Annotated in this window: 19 protein-coding genes; 7 read left to right on the top strand and 12 right to left on the bottom strand. The window is 40.5% G+C overall.

Features of this window, described 5'->3' with window-relative positions:
• Positions 1–30 precede the first annotated feature (30 nt).
• The 8 genes from TW85_RS10395 to TW85_RS10360 all read right to left on the bottom strand — a co-directional run bounded on the left by TW85_RS10395 (position 31) and on the right by TW85_RS10360 (position 9,768).
• A complete protein-coding gene (locus TW85_RS10395) occupies positions 31–780 on the bottom strand; it encodes a sulfite exporter TauE/SafE family protein (protein ID WP_046017035.1) in 750 nt (249 codons plus the stop codon).
• A gap of 183 nt (positions 781–963) precedes the next feature.
• Entirely contained in the window at positions 964–1,944 is a 981-nt protein-coding gene (locus TW85_RS10390) for an ABC transporter ATP-binding protein (RefSeq protein ID WP_084616223.1), read from the bottom strand.
• Entirely contained in the window at positions 1,937–2,923 is a 987-nt protein-coding gene (locus TW85_RS10385; RefSeq protein WP_046017034.1) for an ABC transporter ATP-binding protein, read from the bottom strand. The genes TW85_RS10390 and TW85_RS10385 overlap by 8 nt, the downstream gene beginning before the upstream one ends.
• 4 nt (positions 2,924–2,927) lie before the next feature.
• On the bottom strand, positions 2,928–3,824 hold the full coding sequence (locus TW85_RS10380; RefSeq protein ID WP_202904847.1) for an ABC transporter permease: 897 nt from the start codon (positions 3,822–3,824) through the stop codon (positions 2,928–2,930).
• A gap of 8 nt (positions 3,825–3,832) precedes the next feature.
• Positions 3,833–4,777 (bottom strand): ABC transporter permease, encoded by a 945-nt coding sequence (locus tag TW85_RS10375; RefSeq protein ID WP_046017033.1) that lies wholly within the window; start codon positions 4,775–4,777, stop codon positions 3,833–3,835.
• A gap of 122 nt (positions 4,778–4,899) precedes the next feature.
• Complete coding sequence (locus TW85_RS10370; RefSeq protein WP_046017032.1) at positions 4,900–6,483, bottom strand: ABC transporter substrate-binding protein; 1,584 nt, start codon at positions 6,481–6,483, stop codon at positions 4,900–4,902.
• Positions 6,484–6,582: 99 nt separating this feature from the next.
• The gene (locus TW85_RS10365; RefSeq protein ID WP_046017031.1) at positions 6,583–8,076 is read right to left on the bottom strand and encodes a M81 family metallopeptidase; all 1,494 of its coding nucleotides are present in this window, start codon (positions 8,074–8,076) and stop codon (positions 6,583–6,585) included.
• 156 nt (positions 8,077–8,232) lie between these two features.
• The gene (locus TW85_RS10360; RefSeq protein WP_046017030.1) at positions 8,233–9,768 is read right to left on the bottom strand and encodes a M81 family metallopeptidase; all 1,536 of its coding nucleotides are present in this window, start codon (positions 9,766–9,768) and stop codon (positions 8,233–8,235) included.
• A gap of 179 nt (positions 9,769–9,947) precedes the next feature.
• On the opposite strand from TW85_RS10360, the gene TW85_RS10355 reads away from it, so the two are divergent.
• Entirely contained in the window at positions 9,948–10,823 is an 876-nt protein-coding gene (locus tag TW85_RS10355; protein ID WP_046017029.1) for a helix-turn-helix transcriptional regulator, read from the top strand.
• Between the two features lie 136 nt (positions 10,824–10,959).
• Here the strand turns inward: TW85_RS10355 and TW85_RS10350 are convergent, their stop codons facing one another.
• A complete protein-coding gene (locus TW85_RS10350; RefSeq protein WP_046017028.1) occupies positions 10,960–11,571 on the bottom strand; it encodes an OmpW family outer membrane protein in 612 nt (203 codons plus the stop codon).
• A gap of 514 nt (positions 11,572–12,085) precedes the next feature.
• Here TW85_RS10350 and TW85_RS10345 point away from each other — a divergent pair.
• The 4 genes from TW85_RS10345 to TW85_RS10330 all read left to right on the top strand — a co-directional run bounded on the left by TW85_RS10345 (position 12,086) and on the right by TW85_RS10330 (position 17,732).
• Positions 12,086–13,993, top strand: coding sequence for a M4 family metallopeptidase (locus TW85_RS10345; RefSeq protein ID WP_238326200.1), 1,908 nt, complete (start codon positions 12,086–12,088; stop codon positions 13,991–13,993).
• Positions 13,994–14,209: 216 nt separating this feature from the next.
• On the top strand, positions 14,210–14,908 hold the full coding sequence (locus TW85_RS10340; protein ID WP_046017026.1) for a putative 2OG-Fe(II) oxygenase: 699 nt from the start codon (positions 14,210–14,212) through the stop codon (positions 14,906–14,908).
• Positions 14,909–15,196: 288 nt separating this feature from the next.
• Positions 15,197–17,131, top strand: coding sequence for a PhoX family phosphatase (locus TW85_RS10335; RefSeq protein ID WP_238326199.1), 1,935 nt, complete (start codon positions 15,197–15,199; stop codon positions 17,129–17,131).
• Between the two features lie 265 nt (positions 17,132–17,396).
• The gene (locus TW85_RS10330) at positions 17,397–17,732 is read left to right on the top strand and encodes a hypothetical protein (RefSeq protein WP_046017025.1); all 336 of its coding nucleotides are present in this window, start codon (positions 17,397–17,399) and stop codon (positions 17,730–17,732) included.
• Between the two features lie 100 nt (positions 17,733–17,832).
• On the opposite strand, the gene TW85_RS10325 is transcribed toward TW85_RS10330, so the two are convergent.
• The 3 genes from TW85_RS10325 to TW85_RS10315 all read right to left on the bottom strand — a co-directional run bounded on the left by TW85_RS10325 (position 17,833) and on the right by TW85_RS10315 (position 21,469).
• Positions 17,833–18,042, bottom strand: coding sequence for a hypothetical protein (locus tag TW85_RS10325; RefSeq protein WP_046017024.1), 210 nt, complete (start codon positions 18,040–18,042; stop codon positions 17,833–17,835).
• A 400-nt stretch (positions 18,043–18,442) separates the two neighbouring features.
• On the bottom strand, positions 18,443–19,315 hold the full coding sequence (gene rhlP / locus TW85_RS10320; RefSeq protein WP_046017023.1) for a rhombotarget lipoprotein: 873 nt from the start codon (positions 19,313–19,315) through the stop codon (positions 18,443–18,445).
• A 297-nt stretch (positions 19,316–19,612) separates the two neighbouring features.
• The gene (locus TW85_RS10315) at positions 19,613–21,469 is read right to left on the bottom strand and encodes an ABC transporter ATP-binding protein (RefSeq protein WP_046017022.1); all 1,857 of its coding nucleotides are present in this window, start codon (positions 21,467–21,469) and stop codon (positions 19,613–19,615) included.
• Between the two features lie 274 nt (positions 21,470–21,743).
• Between TW85_RS10315 and TW85_RS10310 the strand changes: the two genes are divergently transcribed.
• Positions 21,744–22,934 carry a Bcr/CflA family multidrug efflux MFS transporter gene (locus TW85_RS10310; RefSeq protein WP_046017021.1) on the top strand — a complete coding sequence of 397 codons (1,191 nt, stop codon included), beginning with the start codon at positions 21,744–21,746 and terminating at the stop codon, positions 22,932–22,934.
• Between the two features lie 70 nt (positions 22,935–23,004).
• Entirely contained in the window at positions 23,005–23,355 is a 351-nt protein-coding gene (locus TW85_RS10305; RefSeq protein WP_046017020.1) for a HopJ type III effector protein, read from the top strand.
• Positions 23,356–23,503: the final 148 nt, after the last annotated feature.

Here is a 23,503-nt window from a genome sequence, read left to right as displayed (position 1 = left end):
TAGACAATCACTTAACTAGTCTTGACTCAATTAAAGTGCTTGTATAATTAAACTGAATCCTGATGCAAATAAAATAAAGTAAACAAACTGCTTCATTCGTTTTGAGGAAAAAGGTAACGGAAAATAACCTACTGCAAGGGTCGCTAAAATAACCACAGGAACACCTACTGCACTTAATAAGTAAGCTTGTTCACTCACCTCTTGGCTGCTTATAACGAATGCTAAACGAATCACCGAAGTAAAAGTAAACGCCATTAAAAGCGTCGCTCTTATCGTTTCTAAACTAATGTTTTGACGATACATAATATAAGTCATAGGCGGGCCGAAAGCCGCAAACATTCCCCCCATGACACCAGAAATAAGGCCACTTAGGAGATAGCCAAATTTACTCGTTTTGGATGTTTTTTCACTCACCTTAATTAGCATGGCTAAACTACTAATAAGAATACAACAGCCAAGAATGAGCTTGAGCAAAGCAAGCTGACTCTCACCAAAATAAGCTAATAAGTAAACGCCTAAAAAAGTCGCCGGCACACACGGAATTAAAAGATACCCTAGCGCTAATTTATCAACTTTACGCCATAAGCGACCTTGTAAACCAATAGAAGAGTTTACCAAGCTTAAGAAGCTGACAACAAAGGCGGTTACTTCAATAGGCGCTAAATCAAAAGCCGTTACACCACTCATGACAACGAGAGCAAACGCAAAGCCCGTACTGGCTTGTATATAGCTAGCTAAGATCAAAAAAACCAATAATAAAATATGTGTTACGTCTAACATGACCTCGACCTTTTTATTTTAAAGCGCTTTCTCTAAAAATTTAAAAGCAAAAAAAAGAGCTGCTATAAAAGCAGCCCAAAAGTGGATATACATTTCAGGAGACTGGTGAGTCTATATATCCAATTCATGTGTCTGTTTTAAGCACACTGATTTATCAAGTCGATAAACAAGTCACTCAACAGATTAAATAGCGTCAATAAGATGGCATTGGGCTTGATGCCCACTGGTTGAATACCTCATTTCAGGCACTTGAGTACGACAAATATCTTTGGCATGTGGACATCGAGTATGAAACTCACAACCCATAGGTCTCTGTAAAAGGCTCGGAACCTCTCCTTGTAATTCAATCCGCTCTGAATGAGCGTCTGGGTCTGGATCATGATTAGCAGACAAAAGAGCTTGAGTATAAGGATGCTTAGCCTGTTCAAAAATATCATCTGTATTGCCTTGCTCAATAAATCGGCCTAAGTACATTATCCCCATACGATCACTAATATGGCGTACAACACTTAAGTTGTGCGTAATAATCAGCAGACTTAGACCTAACTCACTCTGTAGTTTTGCTAGCAGATTAAGTATTTCCCCTTGAACAGATACATCCAGCCCGGCGGTTGGCTCATCAGCCACAATGAGTTTAGGTGAAAGGGCCAATGCTCTTGCTACCCCAACTCGCCTCGCTTGACCTCCACTTAACTGAAAAGGATAACGACTGGCAAAATGAGCAGGTAATCCAACCATAGATAAGAGCCGCCTCGCTTCTTCTGCATAATCATCAACTTTGACTCCGTGTATTTTAAATGGCTCGGTAATAAGTGATTCGACTGTTAAGCGCGGGCTCAGTGACCCTATTGGATCTTGAAACATCATGGCAATATCTCGACGCAAAGGTCTGAATTGTGAACTACTCAAACCTATTAACTCTTTATCTAGGTATCTGATACTGCCTTCCTGGGCTTTAACTAACCCTGTGATAGCTCGTGCTAATGTGGTTTTCCCCGAACCACTCTCTCCCACTATTGCAAAGGTCTCACCGGGTTTAACATTTAAAGAGACACCACAAACGGCATCTAAAAAAGGGTCATCATCACGCTCAATTAAAGACTTGATAATGGATTTGCTACGAAAACGTACCTTCACATCACGAGCTTCTAATAAATTAAGCATAAAGAGCTCCTGCTTCATTCAATAAGTGGCAACTAGCCATATGATTATCATTTAACTGACTGACTTTAGGCTTATTCTCATGGCAATTTGCACTTGCAAAATCACAACGTTCGGCAAAAATACACCCTTTAGGCACTTCGATAAGATCGGGTAAACTACCTAGAATGGTCGGCAAGTCTCTGGTTTTATGTTTAATGGCAGCAGGATCACATTGCAGAAGTTTTTGAGTATAAGGGTGGCTAGGGTTATGGAAGATATCCCTAACACTGCCTTTTTCTACCACTTCACCCGAATACATAACCACGACTTCATCACACAGCTCAGCAATGACACCAAGATGGTGTGAAATAAATAAAATAGAGCACCCTTGGCTTGCTTGTAACTCTTTCAAACGATAGATAATTTGCACTTCTAGGGTTGCATCGAGTGCAGTCGTTGGCTCATCAGCAATCAATAGTTCTGGCTCGACCAATAAAGCCATAGCAATGGCAATTCGTTGTAACATGCCGCCGGAGAATTCATGTGGGTATTGAGATAAGCGGCTTTCTGGATCAGGAATACCAACCTTATCTAACATAGCAGCGGCCTTAGCCGCTTTCTCTTTTTTGCTTATTTTGTCTCGGTATTGAATATCTATCATTTGGTTACCAATCGAGACAACGGGATTTAAGCTCGTCATTGGATCCTGAAACACCATAGAGAAGCGATCTCCTCTTAATGCTTGCATCTGTTTTTTTGACAAGTTAAACAGCTCATCTTCAGCAAGTTTTATACCGCCTTTAGTCACTTCTGCATTGGAAGCGAGTAAGTTAATAATGGCACCAATCAAGGTAGATTTACCGCATCCACTCTCACCAACTATGCCTACAATTTTTCCTTTCGGGATTTGCATATTAATATTGCGTAAAGCTTTCAATTTACCTCTTGGGGTACGGTAATCAATCGATAAGTCATGCACATCTAAAATTAATTCAGTCATGGTATTAGATATCCTTACGCAATTTAGGGTCAAAAATATCCCTCAATGATTCGCCTAAAAAGGTGAAACCTAAGGTACATAAAATAAGAGGAATCCCGCCCGCTATAATCATCCAAGGAGTATTGCGAATAAATAAGTAACCGTCGTTTAAGATAGTGCCCCAACTTGGCGTTGGAGGCTGAATACCTAAACCTAAAAAGCTCAAGCCAGCTTCAATGGTGATCACAATAGGCACATCCATACTGGCAAGAATTAAAAGTTGACCAATAACATTAGGAAGCATATGCACACCTAATATTCTTGGCATGCTGGCACCCAAAGCTCGCTCAGCCAGAATAAACTCTTGCGCACTAAGTGCTTGAGTTTGCGTTCTAACAACACGACCATAAATGGGTATTGAGGTAACCACTATCACTAGAATAATGGTGGTTAAGCTAGGTCCTGTTAATGTCACCACTGCTAGAGCAAAGATGATCGTTGGGAATGATCGAACCGTATCAAATAAGGTCACGATAATATGATCCAACCAAGCTGGACCAAAGCCCGCAATCAGCCCTAACAACAAACCGAAACCAAGTGCTAATGAGATGGCTGAAAAAGCCACTTTTAATGCCACCTGACTCCCCATTAATACTCTGGAAAAAATATCCCTACCGAGTTGGTCTGTGCCAAACCAATGCTCAGCCGACGGCCCTTTTAAGCGATTCAAAACATCAATAGCAATCGGATCGTGAGGCACTATCCAAGGCGCTAAGATTGCACTCCCTACAATTAAGGTAACAAGAATTAGACCCAGTAAACCCAAAGGCTCTTTACAAAGGCGCTTAATCGCTAATTTAAAACCTGTTAAAAATTCAAAACTAGGCATAACTAACATCTGCTTGAGGCTTGAAACAGTCATACATACTCCTAAGCATGGGCTCTAATACGTGGGTCTAAAAGGGCATTAACAAAGTCTGCTAAGGTGGTCACTATGACAAACAAAATGGTGGTAATCAGGACTGATCCCATAACGATTGGGTAGTTTCTGGTAGATACAGCATCAAAAATCAGCTTACCGATACCTGGCCTTGCAAATACGATTTCTGCAAACAATGCCCCCGAAAGGAGATAACCCACTCCAACACCTAATAATGTGATGGTAGGTAGTATGGCAATACGCAAGCTATAACGATAAATGATTACTCTTTCAGGTAACCCAAAGGCTCTTGCCGTACGGATATGGTTGGCACCTAAAGTTTCCAGCATGGACGAACGGACAAGCCTTGAAATATAGCCAACCCAACCTAACCCTACCGCTAATGATGGCAAGATAAGATGAGTAAGTTGATCTGCGATATCACCTGAATCACCTGCCCCTATAGCTGGTAACCAACGCAAGGTAACTGAGAAAATGAGCAAGCCATAAATAGCCACAACAAAGGAAGGAATTGCTATTGTACCAACCGATAGAATAGCGCTGATTTTGTCGAACAAAGAGTTCTGATAAATAGCAGAATAACAACCAAGTGGAATACCAATCGCTGCTGCCCACATGATACTGACAAGAATCAAAATCAGGGTATGTGGCAATTGCTCCATTATGATATCAATCACAGGCCTTTGACTAAAAACATCAAAGCCCAAATCCCCTTGAAAGACATCCTTAAAGAAGTTAAATAGTTGGATCAAAATGGGTTGATCTAGCCCCATTTTAACAGCTAACGCTGCTTTCATTTCTTCCGTTGCCCTTGGCCCTAAAATAATACTGGCCGGGTCTCCTGGAATAGAATGAATCATTAGATATAAAGCCGTTACGGCTAAACATACAATGAGTACACCTAAGCCACAGCGTTTAACTAGAAAGAACCACATAATCATCTCACTTAATAACGGGTGAGCACTTAAACCGGGCCAATTTAGGTCTGGCTTAACACTTGAATAAAGGCAATAACAGATAAAAGAGGCTTAATAGGTTAAGCCTCTCAACTCAACTATTACTGAAAGCTTCTGTACAAAGGTGTGCCGTCAGGGCGTAATGCAGGAACAATAGCGTTGCGATAAATAATAGGAGTTGATTCATGTGTGATGAATCGATATGAACCAGATTCTTCCATAATATCTTGCATCTTTTGATACATGATCGAACGTTTTGGTTCAGATGATTCACTCAGCGCCTTTTCATGAAGTTCATCAAACTCTTGATTACGAAAGCGCTCCCAGTTCCAAACACCCACTTGCTTTTCGACAAACCACTGGCTTGCATAATAAGGATCTGGCGTCATAGAGAATCGGTTCATCACCAGCTCAATATTTTTCCAACGATCACCAGAACTTTCAGAACCTAATGCCCAGAAAGAGCCTGATTCATGTAGGTTAACCGTTAAACGAATACCCACAGTTGCCATTGTCGCCTGCATAATTTGTGCAGCTGTCACAAAGGTACTCTTGTTCAAAATATCAATAGATAAGTCCAGCCCAGACCCGTAGCCAGCTTCATTTAGAAGTTGCTTAGCTTTTGCATAATCTGCAGCAGGTGCCAGTATGCTTTTCTCTCTATGGCCAGTTAGTCCAGGGGCGATAATCCCTGTGGCAGCATCAGCAGCATCAAAATAGGCAGCAGCGAGAATAGAAGGTACATCAATTGAAAGCTGGATCGCTTGACGAACTTTAGGGTCTAACAGTTTGCTGTTTTCCTGATTGATTCCCACCCAAACATAAAATAGAGAAGGATTTTCACTTAATAGCGAGTCCTTAGGCGGTGTATCACGGTAGTTTTGCAATGAGCTCAAGCTGATACGAGTAAAGTCTATATCACCTGCTTCAAAAGCAATTTCAGCCGTTTTTTCATCATCTATCTGGTGAATATGAATTTCATCATAAACTGGCATCTTGCCTGTCCATAATGGATTTCGTTCTAGAATAACAACTTGTTTAGGCTTCCACTCTTTAATTTGAAATGGGCCAGAAATAGCAGGCGGCTTACTACCAAACTTACCACCAACAGATTCAACCGCTTTCTTTGATAAAATATTACCAGCCGCATAAGGCAGCGTAATATTCCAAAGTGGTTGGAAAGCCTCTTTTAATACGATAACCCCTGTGTATTTTCCGGTTACCTCAACATGGTCTAAGGTTCCCCAATCTGAGGCTACGGGAGAGGCAAGTTCTGGATCAATAATTCGTTCATAAGAAAATTTCACATCTTCAGCTGTCATTTCTCCAAAGCCATTGGAGAACATGATGCCAGGCTTTAACTCAAACGCGATGTGAGTATCATCAATTTGCTCTATACTCTTCGCTGCTTGTAGCTCCCATTCCCAATCTTTACCGGCTTTGTAATAGATAAGTTTGTTATAAATCGCTCCCATAACGTCTTCATCTGTTGCTGCGGTATAAAAAGCGGGATCAAGGGATTGAATATCGGTAAAGCTACGTGAATGAAGTATTTTCAGGTCACTATCCGCGGCCTCAACAATAGGTAAGCTAACCACACTCATAACACCGAGTAATGCCGAGCTCATCACAAGCTTTCTGCGACCTGCACTAAAGGTCTTTTTTAGAAATGATAGGTTGAACATTGGTTTACCTCTTATTTTTATTCTAGTTTGAATTTAAAATCGCTTGTCTTTAAAGCATTCGTATTTAAAAACTAAGTGAGTTCAAAATTTCGCTATCTATCAAAATTTATCCAAAGGGAAAATGGGTCTCCTCAAGTTTTTGAATGGGAATAAGCTGTAATCAGATTGGCAAACACCGGGACCTGCGACACTGATAATATGTTTTGAAATAGGTTCAAAGGCGGCTCGAAAGTGCAGCCGAGAATGAATAAGAATGTATTTTTTTTGACTAAGATCGATGCCGGTATGAGACAGGTAAGCTTGGTCGTAAGGTTCACAACGCTTACTGCTAACAATTAATTCTAGCGAGCCAGTATCCAATACCGCGCTCATGCCTATATCAGCCTGGAAACCAGGCATCATTGGCCCTTTCAATTTAAAGCGGCCATCATGAATCGACTTTACTCGGCCCTTAAGTGTTAATGGCTGACCTTTAAGCTGTAAACTTGGCACATCACTTTTACCACCTATACTCAGATCAACGTCAGCACCGACTCCTGCTTTTGCCATTTTAGCCACTGCCGTTGCATCCCAAATTGGTCCAGCAACTACCTGCTCTAAACCTTGTGAGATGACCTCTTTAATCACAGCCATACTGTCAGCATTGCCTCCAGCACCACAGTTATCACCATGATCAGCCAGAACAACCGGAAACTGATTTAAGCTTTTAGCGAAAGAAATCGTGTCGTAAATTGGGTCTTGCTGATAAACAAAGGCTTCTCTTTGCTGCCAAGCAGCATCCAAAACAGCTTCAATGACAGCATTACTCATGACTTTTTGAGAAGGAATTAAAGCATCATAGACAACCAAACAACTCACACTTACATGGGATATATCTGCTAGAGGAAAGCCAGTAAATAGTGTCACATTTAACACGTCTTCATTTGTTTCTACCTTAGACGCTATGGCAAGCACGTCTTTCATAGGCTGTTCAGATGAGGCTTGCTTTAGCAAATGAGGCATCATAGGGCGCTTCTGCCACAACATTTTAGGCTTAACTTTACCCTCTAATGTCTTAAGTAAAGTATACGCAGTGCGCATGCCTGCTTCGTACATATCAATATGAGGATTAGTCCGATAGCCAGTAATAATAGAGGCATTATCAACCATGTCTTGTGTGAGATTAGTATGCATGTCTAGAGTAACTGCAATTGGTAAATCTGCATTAATTGCTCGAATACGCTTAAGCAGTTCTCCCTCACCGTCCTCAAACTCATGTGTCACCATTGCGCCATGAAGGTCTAATAAAACGGCATCACAACCTTGTGATACAGCCTCACAAATTTGTGACGCAATTGACTCAAAGGCAAGGTTATCAACCGCGCCACTTGGATCAGCATTTGCGGCAATAGGTAGTACCACCTCTGCTCCTAAACCATCAGCAAAATCTAAAAAGGCATCGATAGGAAAACCTGAATCTTGATATGCTGCTCTTGCAACATCACCTTGGGGAGGCATTGCATAGCCAGTACCACCAGCAAACGCTTCATAAGGTGTCGGCTGTGCCGAAAACGTATTGGTTTCATGTTGCATCATGGCTATTACAAATCGCATTACTCACCTCTGTATAAGCTGAACTAGATCGCTGTTTAATCGCTAATTTGTTTACATTTCATTGAAAGCGATAATCTTGATTAGCTGTGAATTAACAACGTCTTCTCAATATAAAAGCCTGCTAATTAATATCAATTTCGCTAATACAAGTTTTTTTTATGCTCCCCCTTCGCTAGTCAGCGTCACTTTTTTCTTATAAGCAGGGCCACAAGGTCCAAGGCGAACATTGTTTCTGAGGTTTTGATAAGCAAGATTAGAAAGGCGACATGGATGAGCACCAGGAGAGACTACCTGCATCATTTTGCTAGCAATAGTGGCAAAGTCAGCTTGAAAATGCACTGTGCTTTTAAGCACCAAAATACGGCATTCATCTAACTTGATATCAAGATGATGAAACACAGAGCGATCAACACATTGAAATCGATCACGACTTATCACAACGCGAATGTCAGCTTCATCAGATTGCAAGCGCAAACAAGCTAATCCACCCACATTGGCTTTAGCACCAGAATACATATCACCCGTACAGGTAAAGCAGCCATCGGTGACTTTTTCGACTAACCAACGCCCTATTACAGGTTCAGAGTTGAAACTAAAATGGTTTCCCACTTGTGCATCTATATATTGGCCTTCACCAATAACCCGCACTTGTTCTATTAACTTGGCATCACAAATAGCTGCAACCACGCCACCTTTAACACCGGCTTTTATCATTTGATCAAGAATGCCTGTGGTATCACTGGTGGCACCTGCTCCAGAGTTATCTTGCACATCAGCTAGGATGACAGTGCCTTGGGAATGTTTAGCAAGATGCTTTAAAGAGAGCTCAATCGCTTCATCAGCTTCTAATAACTTATCTTGATAAATCTGTTCAGCTTCAAGCACTGTGCCATATAGCTTATTAACACTCTGCCTTAAGATCGCTTTGTCACTGCCATAAGCCACAATCGCAGGACCTGCATCATAGATATCAGCAGGTGGAAAACCTAATGCCAGCTCTAATCCTTGTGCACTATCTTGATCCCACTGCTCTAAATATTGGTATAGCTGTTTATTGGGTTTATCATTTGTGCACTGGGCGGATAAAGGGATGAGATAAGGGATTTGACACAATTGTTTGTAACGTAGCCCACCTTCTAACCAAGAGATTAGGTACTCAAAGGCTCTCTCACCTGTTTCAATCATATCGATATGAGGGTAAGTACGATAAATACTAATAAGATCGCTTTGCTCTACCATTAAAGGCGATACATTGGCATGAAAATCAAGACTCACAACAATAGGAATATCATCAGAAACAATCGTTTTTATCCGTCTTAACAACTCACCTTCTGCATCATCATATTTGGCCGTAGCCATAGCGCCATGCAGATCAAGATAAACGGCATCAAAGTCAGATTCAGTCAATATCATTTGGCAAAGTTGTGACATGATATCTTCAAATGCCTGATCATCAACCAAACCACTTGGCTCAGCCGAACACCAAAGTAAAGGTGAAAGTTCGTGACCAGCCTGCTTTGCGCTTCTCATGAAGCCAGTGCTTGGCAAGCTCATACCATCAAATACAGATAGCATTTCATCGGCAAAAATCATTTTCGGCCAAAGATCTGCTTTTACAAAGTCACTATATAACGCAGGTATAGGAGAAAACGTATTGGTTTCATGCTGAAATCCAGCCATCAATATCTTCATATAAATCTCACCAAATTGGTCCTAAAAGTCTTAAGGCAGGCTTTACTCTCTTTTTGATATCAATAACTAAATCGGCTTAACAGATTGTTATCTAAGGAGCTACGTGCTTAAGTTATAAGGAAAGTTTACTCTCCATATTTAGAGAGCTTCAATTTCGCGAGTAAGGTAAAAATAGAGCAATGTTAGATGCCAATAGCTTAAAAAAGCATAAACTAGCGACAGCAGAAAAGGTCGAAAGTGAACTAGCTAGCAATTTACGCTACCTATGTGATCAGAAGTCATCTATTTCTAAAGTGTGCCGTGACCTAGATATTAACCGACAGCAATTTAATAAATATCTAAGTGGAATATCACGCCCATCAAATTCAAATTTAATTAAGATTTGCGATTATTTTCAGTGTGATTCAGATGTCATCAATTTACCCCATCAACAATTTGTCGCATTGAGCAAACAAGCCCCAAAGCAGTCAATTAGCTCTGACTCACAACACCTATTAAACCTTTTAGAGATCACTTACCCAAAAGCTGACAAGGACCTAACCCGCTACCTTGGTTTCTATAATGTTTATTGCCACTCTATGGGATTCCCAGGCTATATAGCGAAATCTGTGGCACACTTTTATGTTAAAGACGATCGCATTTTTTGTAAGACCATTGAGAAAATGGATAAAGTAGATGAAGAAAAGGGCCCTTGCTTTACCTTTAAATACTTTGGCGTAGTTTCACTGATTTCAGATCGCATTTACATTATTGAAATGGAGTCCCTATTAAAGAAGAACCTATCTATGGCTATTCTTTATCCAACCTATCAACCCAAATTTCAATTTTTAAATGGCATTAATGCTGGTGTTTCTAGTACTCACGGTCGAGACCCTGCCTGTCGTTATATTACCTATGAATTTTTAGGTACAAGCATCAACATTAGGGAAGCATTAAAAGGTAGCGGGCTATATCGACTGGATAGTCCTAAAATAAGCGAGGATGTAAAAAACCGCTTGAAAGTGAAAAAGTCGACCATAGACCCTGATGTCTTTTTTGGTTACGACTATATATAAGTAGGATGTTTAGGAGTAAAAGGGCTAGCTGAATAAAGACAGTCAGCCCAGTGCTAATTTACTCTCTTATCAGAGGTGCGAAGTAAGGCTTTCCTTGCCTTGATCGCAATTGCTTAATTCTTTCTAGAATTAAGACTTAAAAGGTGTAACCCATACCTATCATAACCACATAAGGGTCGATCTCGGCATCAAAGGTACCCACTGTTGTTTTTACTTCTGTGTCTATATCCATATACCAAAGTGACGCATTAAAAAACCAGTCTTCATTTACTTCAACATCAATACCAGCTTGTACAGCTAAACCAAATGAATCATCTAGTTCTACTTCTGTATTATTTAGCGCTCCGAAACCTTTCTCTTCAAAGAAAGTGGTGTAGTTTAAACCTGCACCTAGGTAAGGACGGTATTTGCTGTCCGCTTCACCAAAGTAGTACTGACCCATCAGAGTCGGTGGTAAATGAGACACTTCTGCAATCTTACCTAAACCATTTGTAGAAACATCATGGGTAAAAGGGGTTGCCGCTAATAACTCGATACCCACATTATCAGTCATCATATAGGTAAAAGTTAAACCCACTTGCATATCATTTGTAAGCTCTAGTTCACCAGTGTTTAAAACGTTATCACTGGATTCATTTGGCATTACTGAGGCTAATCCGCCTCTCATGAAAAAATCCCCTTCTTCATGAGCCATTACCATTGGAGAAGCTAACGCCAACATGACACTCAGAGGTACTATCTTTTTCATATTTCTGTCCTTATTGATTGGTTGATCTAGTGAGCAGGCAAAATATCAGCTTTTTCAAAATCTCTCTTAACCTAGATCAATAGAATTCGAGCCATAGCTCTGCTAATTCAAATATCCAAAGCTAGATCAAGTTTTCTGCAAGTATCTCGCTCTTTTCTTATTCGCTGCTCATTTACACAAAAAGACAGACAATCCACACCGATTTCAAAGTTAAAAATCACTTCAATTTAATAACCTTATTGTTCAAAACGTTTTTTTTAAAATTAAAAGTCAACGGTTAAAAAGATATATACACAAATCACGCATACATTTCACATTTAGTGCCAACTGATGACACTTTTAAGGTCAGAAACGTGAACTTATTAGTAAAAGTTGACATTAGATTGACTATAAAACGCACGAATGGAAGCATAAATGAGCAACACAAAGTGCTTAAAAAGCAAAAAAAACTTATGGCAAAACGATTAATCACAATCGCAAAAACCATAAATAATAAGAGCAAATGGAGATTGTAATGAAATTGAAAAAGTTAGCTTATTTAGTACCTGCTTTGATGTATATGACAACTGCGCAAGCCGCTGACATAGTGCAACTTAAAGCAGACCAGAATCAGTCAATTATTGGCCAGTCCATTGTTGGTCAATCATTAACTAATTTGCCGCAAGCCCTTAATTTAGATAGTAAAAACTCTTTTAAGAGTCATGATGTAAAGGCTGTTAAAAAAGCACGTTTACGTCAACAGTTCAACGGAATTGAGGTGTATGGACACTCCTTGTCTGCTAAACGCGACGCATCTGGCCAAATAAGCGAAGTAGTAGGTAACTATATTGCTAACATTGGCAATGACGTGACTTCAGTAAGCGCTGATTTAAGTGAAAAAGAAGCCATTGCAATCGCGTTACGTAAGGATGGTCTAACTAAACCAGAAAGAAGCAGCGCTGATTTAATTATTTGGCTTGATGAAAGCCAAACTGCTCACCTAGTTTACAAAGTAGATATCTTTACTGGCGGCGACACTCCAGCTCGCCCTATTAGCTTCATCGATGCGAATTCTGGTAAGGTTTACAAATCTTGGAACGCACTAAATCATGGCATAATCGGTCAATCTGCACCGTCACACAATGACAAAATCATTGGACAATCTACTGAAAGCAACGAAATCATCGGTCAATCAGTAGAAGCCGTTGCCAGCCAGAATGCGACAGGTATAGGTGGTAACGAAAAAACAGGCGTTTACTACTATGGTACTGATTATGGTCACCTACAAGTTGACTCTGACTGCCGTATGGAAACAGACAATGTTGCAACTTATGACCTGAACAACAGGACATCTGGCGGCAGCATTTATGAGTTCACTTGCCCTGATAACAACGAGAAAGCGGCTAACGGCGCTTACTCTCCACTAAATGATGCTCACTATTTTGGTAATGTTGTTTATGACATGTTCCAAGACTACATGGGCACAGCACCTTTAACATTCCAACTAAAAATGAAAGTGCATTACGGCAATAATTATGAAAATGCATTTTGGGATGGTTCGGCAATGACCTTTGGTGATGGTTATTCAACTTTCTACCCTCTCGTAAGTCTTGATGTCTCTGCGCACGAAGTGTCACACGGCTTCACAGAGCAAAACTCAGGCCTTGAATATGCAAACCAAAGTGGTGGTATTAACGAAGCTTTCTCTGATATGGCAGGTGAAGCCGCTGAGTACTACATGAAAGGCACAAACGATTGGCAGGTAGGTGCAGACATCTTTAAAGCAAATGGTGCACTACGCTATATGGATACGCCAAGCCGTGATGGTAAATCGATTGATCACGCCGATGATTACTATGATGGTCTAAATGTACATTATAGTTCTGGTGTTTATAATCGTGCATTCTATCTACTAGCTAACACTAATGGCTGGAACACTAAAACAGCTTTCCAAGCATTTGCACTGGCTAACCAACTATATTGGGGTGTTAACACCACATATGATGAAGGTGCTTGTGGTGTCATGAAAGCAGCAGATGACTATGGTTTTGATACAACAGATGTTGAAGCCGCTTTCACAACAGTTGGTGTTGATTCAAGCTGTGGTGTCGTTGTTGAGCCAGAAGAAGGTGTTCTTGAAGATGGCAAAGCCATTTCTGGCCTAAGTGCAAGCACAGGTAGCCAGTTAAACTATGTTTACACTGTACCTGCTAATACTAGCTCTGCAACAATTGCTATCTCTGGTTCTTACTTTAATGGTGATGCTGACCTTTATGTAAATAATGGCAGCGAAGCAACAACTAGCAACTGGGATTGCCGTCCATACAAGTCTGGCAATAACGAGTCTTGCACCATGTCAGTAAGCTCTGGTGATAAGCTATACGTTATGATCAATGCTTACTCTAGCTTCTCAGACGTTACGCTTACAGGTAACAAAAACTAAGCTTGCTTAGTTTTAATTGAAGTTATATCCCCGAGAAAGTCTTCGCCCTAGTGCGGAGGCTTTCTTGGTTTACAACTAAAGATTTAATTTCAAAAATTAATAATAGCGTCTCTATCTGCTACAAATCAGGCTTCAAACACTCATTCATAATTTTTAGTATTCAGCTCCTCCAACAAGCTTTAAAATTAACAGATTAAACGTTTGAACGAGAAACTTATGACAAGCCATAACACCTTAGACTTAGATGACGCTTTTCAACTTGCAGAGCCAGCTGCAATAGAAGCGATTAAAACTTGGACAACGCCATTATTTATTGCCCAACAACCTGATCATGAGTTTTTAAAGGACGAGCTTGTAGACTTTATCTATCAATGTAAGGATCAACAAAAAGAGAAAATTGATAGTCTTGTTGCTCCCATCGCTAAACATAAATTGTTTGAAAGCCCGTTAAACTTCCTTGAAGCAGACACGCCTGAAGTTATGGAGCTGAAACGTATTTTTGAAGAACTTTTAGCTGAAGTCGCTTTTGAAGTAAATAAAGAAGCTTGGCCAGAAGAAGTGGAAGTCGAGGCAAATATTATTGAATCTTGGTACCACGTCACACAAAACGGCGGTTACCACGATGCTCACTCACACCCTAACTGTTCATGGTGTGGCATTTATTATTTAGACCCTGGTGAAAGCACCTTAGGTGAACGTAATGGTGTAAACCGATTTTATGACCCTAGAGTCAATGCTGAGCACTACTCAGATGCAGGTACTGCCTATTTAAGTGGCCAAGGTGTGTGGGATTTTGAACCTAAAGAAGGCCAAATTATCTTTTTCCCTTCTTACCTAAAACATGCAGCCCTTACTTATTTCGGACAAAAAGATCGCATTGTCATTGCCTTTAATGCTGTTATTGATATTTATTAATTCTCTTCTTTGGCTCTTAACTCAAGTATGTGAGAGCCCGCCCTCCTTCTGTTATGACGAATTAGTGAGTGAACTGTCACCCACTTTTTCTAACCATCTTATTGAACCTCATCTAATATTTAGTTCTTAGGATTAACTGAACTGAAATAAAAACAGCAAAAAAGTGCCTTAAAACTGCCATTTAATTGCAACAAAGACTCACTACCCTGTGTTCAGGCTTAAAACTAAACACGCGTTTAATAATCTTCTCATAGCAATAAAATAGGTAGGGCAGTACTGATGTATACCATGAGCAAAGAATTACAGAACAAAGAGTTAACCTTGTCAGAATCACAAGAGCAAACAATACAAGAAAACGAGATAACAGCACTAGAACCAACTTTCAATAAGCTAGTTGATACTGCAATCAGTCGTCGCCGCTTCTTTGGTGCAAGTGCAACAGCGGGCCTTGGTGGCTTCTTTGCTTTTTCTAGTGTTGGTAATGCTGTCGCATCTGGCATGGGCAAACACACAATGGCAAAGTCACCACTAATTGGCTTTGACGCAATTGGTACATCGACAGCAGATACTGTTGTTTTACCTGATGGCTACCAGTGGCAGAGTTTGGTTTCTTGGGGAGATCCATTATTTGCTAACGCACCAAAATTTGATCCTAGCGGTAACGCGAATGCAGCCAGTCAAGCGCTACAATTTGGTGACAACACTGACGGCATGAGCTTATTTCCATTAAGCGAAAACCGCGCAATTCTTGCTATCAATAACGAATATACTAACTACAAGTACCTATTCGCAAACGGTGGCGAAAGTCTATCTAAAGATGACGTACTAAAAGCTCAACATGCTCATGGTGTGTCTATTATGGAAGTTGAACGTGACCAACACAACTACTGGCGTGTACTAGACAACTCTAACTTCAACCGTCGTATTCACGTTCAAACAGAGATGAAATTGACTGGCCCTGCGGCTGGCCATGATCTAATGAAAACGAAAAAAGACCCAAGTGGTACACAAGTTTTCGGCACCATGAACAACTGCTCAAACGGGTCTACACCTTGGGGGACTTACCTTACTTGTGAAGAGAACTTCAACGGTTACTTTGGTGCAGACGAAAGTGTGGCTCGTACAGAAGAGCAAAAAATGTACGGCATCAAAAACAACGAAAAACGCTACCAATGGTACAAACAAGATGAGCGTTTTGACTTTGGTAAAAACCCAAATGAACCTCATAAGTTTGGTTGGATTGTTGAGATCGACCCTAAAGATCCTAAATCAACACCGCTTAAGCGTACAGCAATGGGCCGCTTCAAACACGAGAACGTTGCAATCCACGTAAACTACGATGGTACTGTTGTCGCTTACATGGGTGATGATGAGCGTGGTGCGCACATCTACAAATTTGTTTCTAAGCATAAGTACAACGCCAACAACCCAGATGCTAACCGTAATCTATTAGTAGAAGGCACACTTTACGTTGCTAAGTTCTCAATGACTCAGGACAAAGGTGCTGGCGAGTGGGTTGAGCTAACTTTCGGTAAGAATGGCCTAACACCAGAAAATGGTTTTGCAGATCAAGCTGAAGTGCTTATTTATACACGTAAAGCAGCTAAACATGTTGGTGCGACAACCATGGACCGCCCTGAGTGGATTGCAGTACACCCAGAAGGTCATCAAGTTTATTGCACACTAACTAACAACAAAAACCGTGGTAAAGAAGGTCAACCAGTAGGCGGCCCTAACCCAAGAGCCGCAAACCACTATGGTCAGATCGTTCGTTGGACACCACCAAATGGTGATCACAGAGCTGACAAGTTTAACTGGGACCTATATCTAGTGGCAGGTAACCCAAATCAGCATCAAGATGCTTATGCAGGTAGCCACAACATTGGTTCTCACAACATGTTTAACAGCCCAGATGGTATTGGCTTTGACCAAGGTGGCCGTCTATGGATTCAAACAGACGGTAACTACAAAAACAAAGGTGACTTCCTAGGGCAAGGTAACAACCAAATGTTATGCGCTGATCCTGATACAGGTGAAATTCACCGTTTCATGACAGGCCCAGTTGGTTGTGAAATCACAGGTCTAGAATTCAGCACAGATAGCAAGTCTATGTTTGTTGGTATTCAACACCCTGATGCTCACTTCCCTGAAGGCGGTAACAGCAAACCCCGCTCTACTGTGATCGTTATCACACGTAAAGATGGCGGTGTGATTGGCGCTTAATTAAAGCCTAATCCTGTGTAGTAGAGCAAAAGAGCGCCCTTCAACCGAAGGGCGTTTTTTATCTGAAATAGCCATGATAGATGGTCAAAGCAAAATACATATTGATGCCTTTTCATTTCTCAGTTTAAGCCCACCTTTTATATTCTATCTTTTAAAGGTAGAACCTCTTCCATGATGAGATTGATCAAACATAGATATAGCGGTTTTATAAGTTAGCAACTAATCTATTTAGGGAATAGATTATTAATTGCAGGGGGCTTAGAAAATGTCTTGTTCGAACACTCACTCTCACACTGGCCATGTTCATGGCCCAAACTGTGGACACACAGCCATTAAACATGGAAACCATATTGATTACCTAGTTGATGGCGAGCTCCATCATCCTCATGGGGATCACTGTGATGGTCATGTTATCGAGCTGAGTAGTACCAATGCTGATTCTTGTAACCCAGTGAATACTTGCGGTGGCCATACTCATGGGCCTGATTGTGGCCATGAAGCGATAAAGCATGGGGATCACACAGATTATATTGTTGATGGGCGCTTGCACCACCAGCATGGAGACCACTGTGATGACCACGGATCTGTTGACCTTGCTTAAAAAAAGCTTGAGAACAAAACCAGATCAAATTGAAAGTATATAAAGAAAGGTTTATTGAAATGACCCCAATATAGAAAGTATTGGGGTTTATCTTTGTTTTCTAGCTATTCACTAACTTGCTAATAAAATCACGGCGTTCATTAACCGTTGAAAACTGAGCACTCTTTTCACCTTGAGCATCAGTGAAAACGACACGATTTTTGTGAACCGAAATCGAGTGAACCGGTTGTTTAACTTGGATCTGTGTACCATTAAATATAATAGTAATAATAAAACTCACTATAAAGGCGCAGTCTAAACTACGCATCATTTCTAATAAGCCTCATTATCGTATAACGATTTAATTCTGAAGTTCTTCTATTTTATCACCATCACAAATAGTGAACTTAATTGGAATTGAGTACAGGACGCAACATTTTCTGTATTTCGTTGTTCAATAATTTAGCTTTAACGTTTGGATTTTTTAATCTTGCTTACGCATTCTTAGATAAGACTGAAATCGAGGAATTTAGTTCGAGGATTTGCTTAAATAAATCGCCATTGAGGCTAACAGCTAATTATTTGAGTGGCAAGTATAATTTTCAACCAACATTGTCATGCATCATTAGTTGAAACTCGTTAGAAATTTATTCATAAAGGCGCTAGGCGCTCTTCTCTTATTGAAGAGCGCCATCTGTAGATGCCATACAAGGTCTTTTAATAAGGAGAAGCTACTTAAGGCTGTGATTATATTTTCTGAGTCTAGAAGCAACGAGTAAAAGAAGCAGAATGATAAGAGGAACAAAGCCCAAGGATCCGGCGCCAGCACGATGGCTTACTTTCACTTTCTCAGGGTTTTCTTTAATACGCTCTTGGAAAACCGATAACTGATTTTTTAAGTTAATCACCATATCATCAGCGGCATCTTCAAAGCCCTTAATACTATCTGCTCTCAGCTCCTCGCTTAAATTAACCAAGGTTGATTTACCAAGCACTCTGCTGGTACCTGGTGCCCTAAAAAGCATGGACTTACTTTCAATATCGTACACAACCGTATCCATTAAAGTGCTTGTATCATTTTTTTCACCTGACACTAGGTAAGCACCTACAATTGTCCAGTAACTTAGTGACAAGGCACCCTCATCTGTAAATTGCACTTGGTCATAGGAAACTAAAGCAATTACATCAATGCCATACATAGTCTTAATCTGAGAAATATTAGAAAAGCTGCCTCCCGGAGTAAGATAAGCTGAAGGAATCACTTCTATACTACTCACAAACTTTAACTCTCTGAAGTTATCAGAAACTCTCTCTAAAATTTGATTCTTTTTAAATTCGGTAATTTGTCCTGAATAAGATTTACCTGTCCAAATATTATTGGAGGAGTTGTTGTCTGAACTCTCAGGTACAAATGCGACCCCAACACGTAAAGGTAGCTTTAAATGTGGAGTAGAAGTCGTTACCAAATAGTTTTCTGCTGTCGGATAAAGATACTCCATAACACTACTTTTTGTGTTTATTCTTTGACTTGAGCAACCTGTTATGCCTAAAGCGACCAACGCAATAAGAACAAACAAAGACTTCATTGAATTAAAAATCGCCATATATTCCTCGTAAAATAATACGTAAGCGCTTCACACTTATTAACTAGTTAAAATCACAGCTAAATTGTTTACTAACTTTAAATTGGCATAAAACTCATTGTTTTAAAACTGCTTTCTAAGTTGTGTGCTTTCTATATAACTATCAAATGAGTTAAAAAGCACGTCAAAAGCTCCTTATGACCTTATCCTCTACCTAAAACACTTTATAGTGAAATTCAGTCATTTTTTATAGCACCTTAGATAAAAAAACGCCCTTCATGAGAAGGGCGTTTTTCACTATTGAGGCGCGTCTTTACTTTAAACGCATTGCTCTTCTTCAGGCTCTATGTCTTCAGCTAGAAAGCCACCAGTTTGGTGAGCCCAAAGCTGAGAGTAGATACCACCAGATTGGCTGAGTTCATCATGGGTTCCTTGTTCGACTACCTTGCCATCATCCATGACGATGAGTCTGTCCATGGCTGCAATGGTTGAAAGTCTATGAGCAATGGCAATAACGGTTTTACCTTTCATCAAGCGGTTTAAACTCACTTGAATAGAAGCTTCAACTTCTGAATCCAATGCTGAGGTCGCTTCATCTAACACAAGTAGTGGCGCATCTTTTAACAGTACACGGGCAATGGCAATACGTTGACGCTGCCCACCAGAAAGTTTGACTCCGCGCTCTCCGACCATGGCATCATAACCAACATTTCCATGAGGATCAGACAGCGTCAGAATAAAGTCATGGGCTTCAGCTCGTTTCGCTGCTGCTATCATTTCTTCTTCTGTCGCATCCGGTCTTCCGTACAAAAGGTTCTCTCTCACAGTTCGATGCAGCAAGGAAGTATCCTGAGTTACCATACCAATCTGAGCACGTAAGCTATCTTGCTGTACGTCACTGATATCTTGGCCGTCTATTTTGATCTTACCGCCTTCCACATCATAAAAACGCATGAGTAGATTTACCAAAGTAGACTTACCTGCACCAGAACGCCCTACTAGCCCGACCTTCTCTCCTGCTTTAATGTTCAGATTCAGACCGTCTATGCCACCTTCCTCTTTACCATATTGAAAGCGCGTATTCTGGTAATGTATTTCACCTTTCTCAACATTTAGCTTTGGTGCCCCTTCCTTATCTAATACGGTTTGAGCTTTAGACAAGGTTTTCATGCCATCTGCCACAGTACCAATATGTTCAAACAGGCCGCCGATTTCCCACATAATCCACTGGGACATACCGTTTAATCTAAGCGCCATAGCAATCGCAATCGCAATCGCACCAACAGATACCGCATTTTGCATCCATAACCAAATCGACAAACAAGCCACACTGAATGACAAGATATAATTAAGCCCTTGAACACTCACATTTAAGAATGTCACTAGGCGCATTTGTTTGTATGTCGTCACCAAAAAGCCATCCATGCTTTCTTGGGCATAGTTAGCTTCACGCTTATCATGAGAGAAAAGCTTAACCGTGTTGATATTGGTATAGCTGTCTACAATTCGACCTGTCATGGTAGACCTTGCATCAGCCTGCAAAGAAGATATCTGCTTCAATTTCGGCACGAAGTAAACCTGCACACAGGTATAACACACTAGCCAAACCAACATTGGTAACATCAAACGCCAATCCGATTGTGCGACTATCACCAGCATGGAAATGAAATACACCAGAATAAAGACCAGCACATCCAGTAATTTCATCACAGCTTCACGCACAGCTAACGAGGTTTGAAGCACCTTAGTTGCAACACGACCTGCAAAGTCATCCTGATAAAAGGACACACTTTGTTTTAATAAATATCTGTGAGCCATCCAACGTATCATCATGGGGAAGTTCCCCATTAAGGTTTGATGCACGACACATGAATGGATAAAAACCACGATAGGAAGAGCGACCAATAACATGAGTGACATGTAAATCAGGCTCATACCTTCTTCTTGCAAAAAGGTTTCCGGTGTTTTTGTCGAAAGCCAATCTACTAACCTGCCCATAAAATCAAAAAGAATGACTTCTAATATAGCCAGTAAAGCAGTCAGTAAAGACATTATGATTAAAGGCCGACCAAAGCCTTTAGTGTAATGACGACAGAAAGCAATCAGTCCAGTAGGTGGCTGAGAGGGTTCATCATCAGGAAAAGGTTGAGTCCATTTTTCAAAAAAACCTAACATAAATATCCTTTATATTGCCCAGAGAGGGACAACAGAAAATAGAGAGAACGCTCCTTTGAAAATGCGTATTCAAAATAAGGAGGGAAAGACTTTAGGTTAACACAAGACAAGGCTTATTTAGCACAACAGAAAGTTAAAATTCGTGTGAAACACAGGTAAAAAATGCAAAAAATAAGACAAGTATTCAAAAACTACTAGCCTATGCGCTTTCCTCTTAAAATCCCGTATACTCTCGCCCTTCACTATCATTACTCGATAAGGCTAGCAATCACTAATGACACTAAATTTAGGGACTATTTTAATTCTAGGCTTGTTAAGTGCGTTAACGCCGTTAGCAATTGATACTTATTTACCTAGTATTCCTGCCATTGCTGCATCCATTAATACAGATATCAATCTGGTTCAGCTAACAATTAGTATCTATCTTGGTGTTTATGCCTTTTCTCAACTTTTGTACGGGCCTATTTCGGATGCTTACGGACGTCGTAAAGTCCTTTTATTTGGCATGGCTGTCTTTTTCATTGGCACCTTAATTTGTATTTTTAGCACTGATTTTAATAGCCTAATGTTAGGCCGTGCCATACAGGCCTTTGGTGGTGCTGGGGTCGCTGTAGCTAACCAATCTTTAGTGAAGGATGGACTAAGTCCAGATCAGTTCGCCAAAGCCATGTCTTACATTATGTTAGTTATGTCTGTAGCGCCTCTGATTGCTCCTATTGTAGGTGGTGCCATTTTACTTGTTTTAGATTGGCATTATATTTTTGTCTTTCTAGCCTTGATTACGTTAATCAGCGCCAGCTTATTTTATTTTAAAATTCCTGAGACTTTAGCCCCTGAAAAGCGCCACCCACTAGCTCTTAAAAGCGCCCTTCTTAACTATTACAAGCTTTTAAGAAACCCGCTTGTAATGGGGCATATACTGACAGGAGCTTTTCACTTTACCGGCATGATCACTTTTATCACAGGCTCAGCTTATGTCTATATCGAGTTTTACGGTGTGAGTGAACAAATGTTTGGCATCTTATTCGCCCTTAATATGATTGCCATGATGCTAGCAACAACCATCAATGCTCGTCTTATCGACAAAATTGGCGCTAAAAAAGTCACAGAGTATGCATTAAAAGCGGTACTCGCTTGCTCTCTTATCATGCTTGGTTTGATGTTTTTCACCAAATCTAGCTTATCTATTTTGATACTGCCGATTATCATTTTTGTCGGTTGCCTTGGCATTCTAGGTGGCGGCCTTATGGCAGGCGCGATGCAACATGCTGGCAACTTGAATGGTAGTGTGACGGCCTTAGCAGGTACGACACGTTTCTCTATGGGAGCGGTAGGGGGTATTTTGGTGAGCCTCTTACACAATGATAGTTTCACCCCGATGCTCGGTATTATGGCCGCCTGTGGCCTTGCTTCTTTTACTTGTTATCATTTATTTTGTAAGCAAGGCGTTGCAACGAACAAATAGAATTTCAATATCAAGAGGTTAGCAAAACATTTGCTGACCTCTTTTAAATCCCCACAAGATAGGACTTAACATGTTACATAGCAGTGAATTAATTGAAAAAGTTAAAAGTACACCTGAAGAGATCGACTTCACTGACACTATGGCAACCATAGACAATGAGTACCAGTTTCAGGCAGCAAGCTTTCAAAATGGTGAGCAAAAAAATGAAGCAGGCCAAAACAATGGCTCTTGCAAGATTTTCACCTTTGCTAAGCTACATAGCCTAGATGCAACTGATACATTACAGCTATTCGGTGATTTTTATCGAGTAGACGTTCTGCAAAACCCTGAAGGGGAAGATCATCAAAACATTCGCCAGTTCATGATCCATGGCTGGGACGGCGTAAACTTTGAGTCTATCTCACTGACACCTAAAGCTTAATTAAAACCTCCTTCCCGCTTTATGCTAGGAAGGGGGATTTTGATCTGTTAGATAGCTCGCTCATCATTTATTGTGAGCAAAAAAAACCTAGTGCCGAGTAAATCAGCACTAGGTTTTTTTATGGATATCGTGAGGAAGCTTGCGAGCA

The sequence above is a fragment of the Marinomonas sp. S3726 genome (assembly GCF_000967665.1).
Classification (GTDB): Bacteria; Pseudomonadota; Gammaproteobacteria; order Pseudomonadales; family Marinomonadaceae; genus Marinomonas.
The sequence above is the reverse complement of the archived record's forward strand: the minus strand, read 5'-3'. Positions and strand labels throughout refer to the sequence as shown.